Raw genomic sequence first — 10906 nt, 5'->3', positions numbered from 1 at the left:
GCCGCTGCGCGTCGGGCCGGGCCCGCTGCGGTACGAGGGCGCCCGGATCCGGGAACACCTCGGCGAGCGGGGCGCCGCCGCCGAGCCGCGCGAGGGCCTCGTACGCGGCGAGCACCGCGCTCTTCCCGCTTCCGCTGGGCCCGGCGAGGAGGGTGACCTGCCCGACCGGAAAGGCGGCGGCACGGTGGCGGGCGAAGGCGGAGAGCCGGAGCTCGGTGACCCGGGGGCGCGGGTCGCGGCGCGGGGCACCGGCCGGCGATGCGGGGGAAGCGGACGGCGCGGGGGAAGCGGAGGGGGCGGCCATATGCGGACCGTAGGGCTCCGCGGGACAGCCGAACCGTTCCGCCCGACGCCCCTTCCTCCGATCGGGCGACACCAGGCTCAGCCGCCCGTGAGCCCACCCCCGCACGACCGACGCGGTACGCAGGCCGCCGCGACGCTCAGACCGACGCGACGCTCACCCCGGCGTGGTGCTCACGCCTGCCCGGTGTCCACGCCGGCCCGGTGTCCACGCCGGCCCGGTGCTCACGTCCGCGACGAGTCGTCGCTCAGCCGCCGGAGGCGCCCGCGTCCTGCATCAGGCCGCTCACCTCGGTGCCGGGCGGGGTGAGCAGGAAGACGTTGCGGTCCACCCGGTGCATCCCGCTGGCCAGACCGAAGACCACGCCCGTACTGAAGTCGAGGACGCGCTTGGCGACCTCCGTCTCCGCGCCGGTCAGGTCGAGCAGCACCGGTATCCCGGCCATCAGCGTCTCCGCGACCTCGCGGGCGTCGGCGAAGACGTTGACCCGCAGGACGACGAACCGGCGGCGCGTCTCGGTCTCGGCGTCCGGCAGCGCGCGGTGGCCCACGGCCGACGGCCAGGCGTCCCGGCCCCGCAGCGGCACCACCTGGGCGAGCCCCTCCCACTGTTCATCGGTGACGTCATAACGGCTCACCGGCTCCCCCTGACCTGACTCGCGTTTGATGCCTGCACCAGCCAATTCTTACGCCAAGTCACCCGTTCGGCCCAACAGCGACACGAAGCGCGAGCGATGACGGGCGTCACACCACCACAGATAAGCGGATCTTCGTACGATTCCGCCGATTGCGGCGCATCGGAGGCCTCTTACTGGCCTCACACCGGACTCTTCACCTCCCGCAACGCCCCGCTCACCGCCCGCCGTTACCGTCCGGTCCGTGCACTTGGCAGAAACACAGCAGGTGGCACCCGACCGGCGGACACAGTCGGCGGTGTCCGCCGCTCCGGGGGATGCCGGAGCCCCAGCACCATGGCACCGCGTTCTGACCCTCCTCGCCGACATCGGTCTCTTCATCGGCACCCGGTCGATCTGGGCGCAGGCGGCGACGCACCACCTGGTCCTGGCCGCCCTGATCTCGGTCTGCTACGTCTCGATCCTGGTCACCGGCGTCCTGACGCTGACGGTCCGCAGGACCCGTTCGCTGGCCCGGCTGGACCTGGTGGTCCTGGTCACCGCGGTGGTCCTCGCCGTGTGCGGCTGGGCGCTGAACCACGGCGGCGGTGACGAGGGCGCCCTGACCACCCAGGCCGCCCGGGAACTCGTCGCCGGTCACGCCGTGTACGGACAGCCCTGGCCGTGGCTGTTCCACGGCACGGGCATCGCGCTCACGCCGACGATAGGCGGCGGCTACGACTACACGTACGGCTACCCTCCGCTGGCCCCGCTGCTGACCGCGCCGCTGCTGTGGCTCGGCCATCACGGCGCCCCGGCGACGGCCGTGTGCACGGGTGCCCTGATCGCCGGCACGGTCGCGCTGTGGCGGATGCTCCCGGTGCCGTGGCGGTCCGCGGCCACGCTGTCCTGCCTGGGCTTCGGGTTCCTGTCGACGTACGCCCGGGTCGGCTACCCGGCGGTCATCGCCCTGGCGCTGCTGATCCCGGTGGTGGTGCGCTGGCCGCGGATCGGGCTGGGCGGCCGGCTGGGCGCGCCCGGGTTCGCCCGGGCCGCGTGTCTGGGGGCCGCCTGCGCCGCGCAGCAACTGCCTTGGTTCGTCACGCCGTTCCTGCTGGCCGGGATCTACGCGGTACGGCGTGGGGAGCTGGGCGGCCGGGCCGCCGCGCTGGTCGTGCTGCGCGTCGCCGGTGTGGCCGGCGCCGTCTGGCTGCTGATCAACACGTACTTCATCGTGTCCGATCCGGGCCGCTGGCTGCGCGGGATCGCGCTGCCGCTGATCCAGGGCGCCGTGGTGCACGGGCAGGGCCTGGTGGACGTCACGCTGTACTACACGAACGGCAGCGACCGGATCGACTGGTACTCGCACGCGAGCCTGCTGTTCGCGGCGGCCCTGCTGGCCCTGTTCGTGCTGTTCGTACGCCGGCTGGGGCCGGCCGCGACCGTGCTGCCGTGGCTGGCCTTCTTCCTGGCGACCCGCTCCCAGGACGGCTACTACCTGCTGATGACCCCGCTGTGGCTGGCGGCGGCGGTCACCGCCCCGCTCCCGGAGTTCGCGCACGCCTGGCAGCCGCGCCCGGCCCTGCTGACCGGCCCCCGCCGCCGCCCCGCGCCGGCCGTCGCGGTCGTGCTGCTGCTCGCCCCGGCGCTGGTGAGCGCGGCGGTGGCGGTGACCGGCAGGCCGCCGCTGCGGATGGAGATCACCGCGCTGCGGCGGACCGGGCACCAGGCCGCGGTGGTCAGGGCGATGACGCTGAAGGTGGTCAACACCGGCGGCGTGCCGCTCACCCCGCACTACACCCTCACCACCGGGCAGGGCATGAGCATGTACTGGCTGCTGGTGCGGGGGCCGGCGACGATTCCCGGACACGGCACGGTGAGCGTCGAACTGAGGCCGGCGAACGGCCGGTTCGGCATCCCCAAGCCGGGCACCCGGATCCGGCTGCGCGCCTTCACGGCGGACCCGCAGACGCTGTCGAGCCGGGACGTCGAGCTCCGCGGGACGCCTGGGTAGGCCACCGCGCCGGCGGGTGTCAGGCCGCCGCGCGGGTGAAGCGGAGAGTGGCGGTCACCGTGGTCGGACCGCCCATCATGCCCATCTGGTTGAAGGTGACGCCGAACTCCTCGCGCACCACCTGGAACTCGGTCTCCAGCGTCAGCCCCTCGGCGTCGGCCGACACCAGCTTCGCGGTGGCCTTCTGGGGCCGGCTGACGCCCCGGACGGTCAGCTGGCCGTCGACCTGCACGGTGTCGCCCGCGCCCCGCTGCGCGCCGCGCACCGCGAAGGTGATCTCCGGGTGGTTGTCCGCGTCGAAGAAGTCGGCCGAGCGCAGGTGGTCGTCGCGCTTCTTGTTCTTGGTGTCCAGCGTGGCCGCGTCGATCACCAGCGTGCCGGTGGCGGTGCCGTCGGCGGCCACCTCGCCCCGGCCGCCGACGCCCGTGAAGGTGCCCTTGACGGTGACCAGCCCCCAGAAGGACTTGTGCCGGACGGCGACGGTGGAGGCGGTCGGGTCGAGCTGCCAAAGGCCGGTTTCCACGGTGACGGGCATGGCCGTACTCCGATCAATCGATGGTTCAAATTTGGATGACCTCACGCTAGCCCAATATTCAAATTTGGACAACAGGTAGACTCGACAGTATGGCCGCCCCTCAGGACAACCCCGCCGAGCTGCCCGAATGCCCGTCCCTCGCGGGCGGCGGACTGCTCCCCGCCGAGCTGCGCGCCTGGATGCTGCTGCTGGCCGCGACGGGCGCCGTGGAGCAGCGGCTGCGCTCGGTCGTGAAGGAGACGCTGGACGTCTCGCACGACGAGTTCCTGATCCTGTGCCTGCTGGCCGAGCAGCCCCGCGAGGGCCTGCGCATGACCCGGATCGCCGAACTCCTGGGCCGCCCCAAGACCCGCCTCACCTACCAGATCGCCTGCCTCCAGCACGCCGGGCTGGTCACCCGCCAGTCCGTCTGCGGCGACAAGCGGGGCATCGAGGTCGCGCTCACCGACAAGGCCCGCCGGCACCTCCAGGAGGCCTCCGGCGCCCTCGCCGAGACGGTCGGGCAGGCGGTCGGCCATGTCATCGGGCCGGAGCAGCGCGAGGCGCTGTGCGCGCTGATCCCGGAGCTCGCCGACGACACGCCCTGACGGTACGAATCCGGCCACTCCACCCCCGGGAGGCACAGGTCACAGCCACGGGGAGGGCAAGGTCACAGCCCCGTCACCCGTGCACTTTTGGCGCTCTGCCCTAGCATCCGAGCATGACGGTCCTGCCTGACGACGGGCTCTCACTGGCCGCCGAGTTCCCTGACGCGACACGCGAGCAGTGGCAACGCCTCGTCGAGGGCGTGCTGCGCAAGTCGGGCAGGGAAGTCTCGGGCGAGGCCGCTGAGGACGCCCTGTCCACGACGCTGGAGGACGGGCTGCGCACCCGCCCCCTCTACACCGCGCGCGACGGCGCGCCCGACCCCGGCCTGCCCGGCTTCGCGCCGTTCGTGCGCGGCGGCCGCGCCGAGGGCAGCACCCCGGGCGGCTGGGACATAAGGCAGCGGCACGCGGCGGCACCCGACGGCGCGGTCCTGGCCGACCTGGAGAACGGCGTCTCCTCCCTCTGGCTCGTGCTCGGCGAGGGCGGCATCCCCGTCGACGGTCTGGGCCGGGCGCTGGAGGGCGTCTACCTGGACCTGGCGCCGGTCGTCCTGGACGCGGGCCGGGACACCGAGGCCGCCGCGGCCGAGCTGCTGCGGCTGTACGACGAGAAGGGCGTCGCCCCCGGGGCCGTACGCGGCAACCTGGGCGCCGACCCGCTCGGGCACGAGGCGCGCACCGGTACCGCCCTGCCCTTCGCCCCCGCCGCCGGGCTGGCGAAGCGGTGCGCCGAGGAGTTGCCCGGGCTGCGGGCGCTCACGGTGGACGCGCTGCCGTACCACGAGGCCGGCGGCTCGGCCGCGCAGGAACTGGGCGCCTCACTGGCCACCGGGGTGACCTATCTGCGGGAGCTGACCGAGGCCGGTCTCGGCATCGAACAGGCCCTGGGGCAACTGGAGTTCCGGTACGCGGCGACCGCGGACCAGTTCCTGACCATCGCCAAGCTGCGCGCGGCGCGCCGGCTGTGGGCGCGGGTCGCCGAGGTGAGCGGCGCGGCCGGCGCGGGCGCCCAGGTGCAGCACGCGGTCACCTCGCCGGTGATGATGAGCCGCCGCGACCCGTGGGTGAACATGCTGCGCACCACGGTCGCGACGCTGGCCGCCGGGGTGGGCGGTGCCGACTCCGTGACCGTGCTGCCGTTCGACCACGCGATCGGCCTGCCCGACGCGTTCGCCCGGCGCATCGCCCGCAACACCTCCACGATCCTGGTCGAGGAGTCGCATCTGGCCCGGGTGATCGACCCCGCGGGCGGCTCCTGGTACGTGGAGCGGCTCACCGACGAACTCGCCCACGCGGGCTGGGACTTCTTCCGGACGATCGAGCGCGACGGCGGCCAGGCGGCGGTGCTGCGCTCGGGCCGGCTGCGCACCGACCTGGCGGCCACCTGGGCGGAGCGCTCCAAGAGGCTCGCGAAGCGGCGTGAACCGATCACCGGTGTCAGCGAGTTCCCGCTGCTCGCCGAGAAGCCGGTGCGGCGCGAGCCCGCGCCCGAGCCGCCGTCCGGCGGCCTGCCCCGGGTCCGCCGGGACGAGGCCTACGAGGAACTGCGGGCCCGCTCCGACGCCCATCTCGCGGCGACCGGCGCCCGCCCCCGGGTCTACCTGGCCACCATCGGCTCGGCCGCCGAGTACACCGGCCGGGCGACCTTCGCCTCGAACCTCTTCCAGGCGGGCGGTATCGAACCGGTCACCGGGGGCACCTTCGAGGAGAGCGGTGCCGGTGAGGCCGTGCTCTGCTCCAGCGACGACCGGTACGCCGAACACGCCGAGCGGACGGCCGGAGCGCTCAAGGCGGCCGGGGCCCGGCACGTGGTCCTCGCGGGCCGGGGCGACTACGCCGGCGTCGACTCGTACGTCTTCGCGGGCTGCGACGCCGTGGCCGTGCTGTCCGAGACCCTCGACCGCATGGGAGTGTCCTGATGGGAATCCCCGACTTCTCCGGCATCGAACTGGGGACCCCCGTCACCGACGGCGGCCCCGAGGAACGGCGGGCGGCCGGCGATGACCTGCCACTGTGGGAGACCCCGGAGGGCATCGGGGTCAAGCCGCTCTACACCGGCCGTGACCTGGAGGGCCTGGACTTCCTGGGCACCTACCCGGGCATCGCGCCCTACCTGCGCGGCCCTTACCCGACGATGTACGTCAACCAGCCCTGGACCATCCGCCAGTACGCCGGTTTCTCCACCGCCGAGGAGTCCAACGCGTTCTACCGGCGCAACCTGGCGGCCGGACAGAAGGGCCTGTCGGTCGCCTTCGACCTGCCCACGCACCGGGGTTACGACAGCGACCACCCGCGGGTGACCGGTGACGTCGGCATGGCGGGCGTGGCCATCGACTCGATCTACGACATGCGGCAGCTGTTCGACGGGATCCCCCTCGACAGGATGACGGTGTCGATGACGATGAACGGCGCGGTGCTGCCCGTGCTGGCGCTGTACATCGTGGCGGCCGAGGAGCAGGGCGTACCGCCCGAGAAGCTGGCCGGGACCATCCAGAACGACATCCTCAAGGAGTTCATGGTCCGCAACACCTACATCTATCCGCCGAAGCCGTCGATGCGGATCATCTCCGACATCTTCGCGTACACCTCGCAGCGGATGCCCCGCTACAACTCGATCTCCATCTCCGGCTACCACATCCAGGAGGCCGGTGCCACGGCCGACCTGGAGCTGGCGTACACGCTCGCGGACGGCGTCGAGTACATCCGGGCGGGCCGGGAAGCGGGCCTGGACGTGGACGCGTTCGCGCCCCGGCTCTCCTTCTTCTGGGCGATCGGCATGAACTTCTTCATGGAGATCGCGAAGTTGCGGGCGGCCCGCCTGCTGTGGGCCAGGCTGGTCGCGCAGTTCGAGCCGCAGAACTCCAAGTCCCTGTCCCTGCGCACCCATTCGCAGACCTCCGGCTGGTCGCTGACCGCGCAGGACGTCTTCAACAACGTCACGCGTACGGCCGTGGAGGCGATGGCGGCGACCCAGGGGCACACCCAGTCGCTGCACACCAACGCCCTGGACGAGGCACTGGCGCTGCCCACGGACTTCTCGGCGCGCATCGCCCGCAACACCCAGCTGCTCATCCAGCAGGAGTCGGGCACCACCCGGGTCATCGACCCGTGGGGCGGCAGCGCCTACGTGGAGCGGCTGACGTACGACCTCGCGCGCAAGGCCTGGGCGCACATCCAGGAGGTCGAGGCGGCCGGCGGCATGGCCAAGGCGATCGACGCCGGCCTCCCCAAGCTGCGCATCGAGGAGGCCGCGGCCCGTACCCAGGCCCGGATCGACTCCGGGCGGCAGCCGGTGATCGGCGTCAACAAGTACCGGGTCGACAGCGACGAGGCGATCGAGGTCCTCAAGGTCGACAACTCCTCCGTGCGCGCCCAGCAGATCGAGAAGCTGCGCCGGCTGCGGGCGGAGCGGGACGAAACGGCGTGCCGGGACGCGCTCGACGCGCTGACCCGGGCGGCCGACGGCGACGGCAACCTGCTGGAGCTGGCCGTGCGCGCGGCCCGCGCCAAGGCCACCGTCGGCGAGATCTCGGACGCCCTGGAGAAGGTGTACGGCCGGCACGCGAGCCAGATCCGTACGATCTCCGGTGTGTACCGCAACGAAGCAGGCGAGTCCCCGAACGTGGACCGCACCCGCGCCCTGGTCGACGCGTTCGACGAGGCCGAGGGGCGCCGCCCGCGCATCCTGGTCGCCAAGATGGGCCAGGACGGCCACGACCGCGGCCAGAAGGTGATCGCGACCGCCTTCGCCGACCTCGGCTTCGACGTCGACGTCGGCCCGCTGTTCCAGACCCCGGAGGAGGTCGCCCGTCAGGCGGTGGAGGCGGACGTCCACGTGGTCGGCGTGTCCTCGCTGGCGGCCGGCCACCTCACCCTCGTACCGGCGCTGCGCGAGAAGCTCGCCGAGGAGGGCCGGGCGGACATCATGATCGTGGTCGGCGGTGTGATCCCGCCGCAGGACGTGCCGGCACTCCTGGAGATGGGCGCCACGGCCGTGTTCCCGCCCGGGACGGTGATCCCGGACGCGGCCTACGACCTGGTCGAGCGGCTGTCGGCGGAACTCGGGCACGACCTGTGATCGATGTCGACGCCTATGTGAAGGGTGTGCTCGACGGGAAGCGCGCGGTCGTCGCCCGCGCCATCACCCTCGTCGAGTCCACCCGTCCACAGCACCGGGCGCTGGCACAGGAGTTGCTCACCGAGCTGCTCCCGCACAGCGGCCGGGCGCGGCGGATCGGCGTCAGCGGGGTGCCGGGCGTGGGCAAGTCGACGTTCATCGACGCGTTCGGCACGCTGCTGACCGGGCTGGGGCACCGGGTCGCGGTCCTTGCCGTGGACCCCTCCTCCACCCGCACGGGCGGCTCGATCCTGGGCGACAAGACGCGGATGGAACGCCTCGCCGTCGACCCGAACGCCTTCGTCCGGCCCTCTCCCAGCGCGGGCACCCTCGGCGGGGTCGCGAAGGCGACCCGTGAGTCGATGGTGGTGATGGAGGCCGCCGGGTACGACGTGGTCCTGGTCGAGACGGTCGGCGTGGGGCAGTCCGAGACGGCGGTCGCCGACATGGTCGACTCGTTCCTGCTGCTCAGCCTGGCCCGCACCGGCGACCAGCTCCAGGGCATCAAGAAGGGCGTCCTGGAGCTCGCCGACGTGATCGCCGTCAACAAGGCGGACGGCCCGCACGAACGGGATGCCCGGTCCGCGGCCCGTGAACTGGCGGGCGCGCTGCGGCTGATGCACGGCAAGGACGCGTTCTGGACCGCGCCGGTGCTGAGTTGCAGCGCCCGCGAGTCGACGGGCCTGGAACTGGTCTGGGAACGGCTGGAACAGCACCGGGCGTTGCTGGACTCGACCGGGCGGCTCGCCGCCAAACGCCGTGACCAGCAGGTGGGCTGGACGTGGTCGATGGTCCGGGACGAACTGCTCGGCCGGCTGTACGCCGACCCGGCGGTGCGCGCGGCCGCCCCCGGCCTGGAACAGCAGGTCAGGGACGGCTCGTTGACGGCGACCCTGGCCGCCGAACGCATTCTCCGGGCGTTCGAGGGACCTCAGGACGCCTGATCCCGGCGCGCCTTCCGGACGCCATGCTCAACTCGCGGGCGTGGTCGGCTGGTTCACGGGCCGACCCGTTGCCCACGGGCCGTCCGGCACCCCCGGGCGCACCCGCGCGCCGGTCATGTCGACCTCGATCGCGCGGTCGTCGTCGAGGTCCTCCCTGACGCGGCGCAGCCCGCCCGTCCGGTCGATCCAGTACCGCAGGGACGGCGGCGCGGAGAAGACGTCGTAGTCGCGTCCGCCGATGTGGTCCTCGCCCACGTGGCGGCGCGCGGGGCGGGCGAGCGGGGACAGGGTCAGCCGCAGTGCCGTGTCCAGCGACGCCGGTCCGTAGCTCCGGCGGATCCACACCCCGCGGCGCAGCCGCCCGGCCTCGGCCACCGCCTGGGCCAGGGACGCCGGCCTGGTCAGCGGGGCCGCGCTGCCGTCGGTCCGGGGCCGGGCCACCGCCAGACCCCCGGTGTCCCAGGCCAGCAGCCCGCGTTCCGCCGCGTCCCCCGTGTCGAACCAGCCCACCGCCCGGTGCCGGTGCTCGTCGACCACCGCGCGGATGACCGCCGTACCGCCGGGCAGCGGCGCCCGCACCGTCATCGCGGCCGGGCCGTCCCGGGCGGTGCGGAGCCTGGTGAGGGTGAGCCGCCGGGCCTCGGCCGCCGAGAGCGGGCGGGAGGTGTCGCCGCCGGCCACGGCATGCAGAAGCGCCCCGCACACCGCCGTCACGACGGCGAGGGCGGCCCAGGTCCAGGGTGATCGCATCGGTGTCCGCATGATCACGTACCTACACGCGGACGGGCCGCGACCGGTCGACACCGGTACGCGGCCCGCGTGGCGTCACCCTTGCGGGGTGCGCGGTTTACTCCGAGGCGAGGGACAGCACGGCCGCCCGGATCACGTCGGCGACCTCCTGCGGGTGGGCGAGCATGACCAGGTGCGAGGAGTCCACCTCGACGGTCGTCATGCCGGCGCGCTCGTAGCCGTAGCGCTCGACGTCGGGGTTGATGGTGCGGTCCGCGGACGACACCAGGCCCCAGGACGGCTTGGTCTTCCAGGCCGCGACGGGGGCCGCCTCGGCGAAGGCAGCGCCCGCCAGGGGCCGCTGCGAGACGGCCAGCACCCTGGCGAGGTCCGGGTCCACGTCGGCGGCGAAGATCTCGGGGAACCGGTCGGGGTCCACCGTCACGTCGGTGCCGGGCTCGTCGGAGCCCGCCACCGGGAACGGCGTGTACACCAGGGCCGAGGCGAGCTCGGAGTCCGGGAAGCGGCCCTGGAGCTCGCCGAGGCTCTCGCCCTCCTCCAGCGCGTAGCCGGCCAGGTACACCAGGGCCCGCACGTTGGCCTCGGCGCCCGCGACGGTGATGACGGCACCGCCGTAGGAGTGGCCGACCAGGACGACCGGACCGGGGACGGCACGGACCACCGAGGCGATGTAGTCGGCGTCACCGGTGAGGCTGCGGTTGGGCACCGCCGGTACGAGCACCTTCAGGCCGTCGGCCTGGAGCTCCGGGACGACCCGGGCGAAGCTGGACGCGTCGGCGAAGGCGCCGTGCACCAGGACGACGGTGGGCGTGGTGTCGGTCATGGGATTCCCTTTCGACGGGCCTGCGCCGCGGGTCAGGCGGCGTGCAGGACCGAGTGCAGGGTGCGTACGGCCAGCGAGATGGCGGCCTCGGCGGCGTGGGTCTCGCGCAGGGCGTTGAGCATCACGAAGTCGTGGATGATGCCCTGGAAGCGGACCGCGGTGACCGGGACGCCCGCCTCGCGCAGCTTGTTGGCGTAGGCCTCGCCCTCGTCGCGCAGCACG

General features: G+C 73.1%; 11 protein-coding genes. 5 read left to right on the top strand and 6 right to left on the bottom strand.

Features of this window, described 5'->3' with window-relative positions:
- Together AAW13_RS43410 and AAW13_RS43405 are read right to left on the bottom strand one after the other, a co-directional pair.
- The coding region (locus AAW13_RS43410) for a P-loop NTPase family protein (RefSeq protein ID WP_476756038.1) at positions 1 to 304 on the bottom strand (304 nt) is incomplete at its 3' end.
- Positions 305 to 548: 244 nt separating this feature from the next.
- The gene (locus tag AAW13_RS43405; RefSeq protein ID WP_046728573.1) at positions 549 to 938 is read right to left on the bottom strand and encodes a cell division protein SepF; all 390 of its coding nucleotides are present in this window, start codon (positions 936 to 938) and stop codon (positions 549 to 551) included.
- A gap of 241 nt (positions 939 to 1179) precedes the next feature.
- On the opposite strand from AAW13_RS43405, the gene AAW13_RS43400 reads away from it, so the two are divergent.
- Positions 1180 to 2928, top strand: coding sequence for a hypothetical protein (locus AAW13_RS43400; protein WP_420855534.1), 1749 nt, complete (start codon positions 1180 to 1182; stop codon positions 2926 to 2928).
- A 19-nt stretch (positions 2929 to 2947) separates the two neighbouring features.
- Here the strand turns inward: AAW13_RS43400 and AAW13_RS43395 are convergent, their stop codons facing one another.
- Positions 2948 to 3463: a YceI family protein gene (locus AAW13_RS43395; RefSeq protein ID WP_046728571.1), complete on the bottom strand. Its 516-nt coding sequence runs from the start codon at positions 3461 to 3463 to the stop codon at positions 2948 to 2950.
- A gap of 89 nt (positions 3464 to 3552) precedes the next feature.
- Here AAW13_RS43395 and AAW13_RS43390 point away from each other — a divergent pair, with 89 nt between their 5' ends.
- From AAW13_RS43390 to meaB, 4 genes are all read left to right on the top strand, one after another.
- A complete protein-coding gene (locus AAW13_RS43390) occupies positions 3553 to 4050 on the top strand; it encodes a MarR family winged helix-turn-helix transcriptional regulator (protein ID WP_046728570.1) in 498 nt (165 codons plus the stop codon).
- A 113-nt stretch (positions 4051 to 4163) separates the two neighbouring features.
- The gene (locus AAW13_RS43385; protein WP_046728569.1) at positions 4164 to 5969 is read left to right on the top strand and encodes a methylmalonyl-CoA mutase family protein; all 1806 of its coding nucleotides are present in this window, start codon (positions 4164 to 4166) and stop codon (positions 5967 to 5969) included.
- Positions 5969 to 8128: a methylmalonyl-CoA mutase gene (gene scpA, locus AAW13_RS43380; RefSeq protein WP_046728568.1), complete on the top strand. Its 2160-nt coding sequence runs from the start codon at positions 5969 to 5971 to the stop codon at positions 8126 to 8128. Before AAW13_RS43385 ends, scpA begins: the two co-directional genes overlap by 1 nt.
- Positions 8125 to 9111: a methylmalonyl Co-A mutase-associated GTPase MeaB gene (gene meaB / locus AAW13_RS43375; RefSeq protein ID WP_046728567.1), complete on the top strand. Its 987-nt coding sequence runs from the start codon at positions 8125 to 8127 to the stop codon at positions 9109 to 9111. The genes scpA and meaB overlap by 4 nt, the downstream gene beginning before the upstream one ends.
- 27 nt (positions 9112 to 9138) lie before the next feature.
- Here meaB and AAW13_RS43370 read toward each other — a convergent pair whose 3' ends face one another.
- The 3 genes from AAW13_RS43370 to AAW13_RS43360 all read right to left on the bottom strand — a co-directional run.
- Positions 9139 to 9861, bottom strand: a complete 723-nt coding sequence (locus AAW13_RS43370; protein WP_052768507.1) for a hypothetical protein — start codon at positions 9859 to 9861, stop codon at positions 9139 to 9141.
- A gap of 97 nt (positions 9862 to 9958) precedes the next feature.
- On the bottom strand, positions 9959 to 10684 hold the full coding sequence (locus AAW13_RS43365) for an alpha/beta fold hydrolase (protein ID WP_046728566.1): 726 nt from the start codon (positions 10682 to 10684) through the stop codon (positions 9959 to 9961).
- Positions 10685 to 10716: 32 nt separating this feature from the next.
- Positions 10717 to 10906: alpha/beta hydrolase (locus AAW13_RS43360; protein WP_143145111.1), on the bottom strand; the 190-nt coding region annotated here is incomplete at its 5' end.

It is taken from the genome of Streptomyces humi (assembly GCF_001005085.2).
In the GTDB taxonomy this organism is placed as follows: domain Bacteria; phylum Actinomycetota; class Actinomycetes; order Streptomycetales; family Streptomycetaceae; genus Streptomyces; species Streptomyces humi.
The sequence above is the reverse complement of the archived record's forward strand: the minus strand, read 5'-3'. Positions and strand labels throughout refer to the sequence as shown.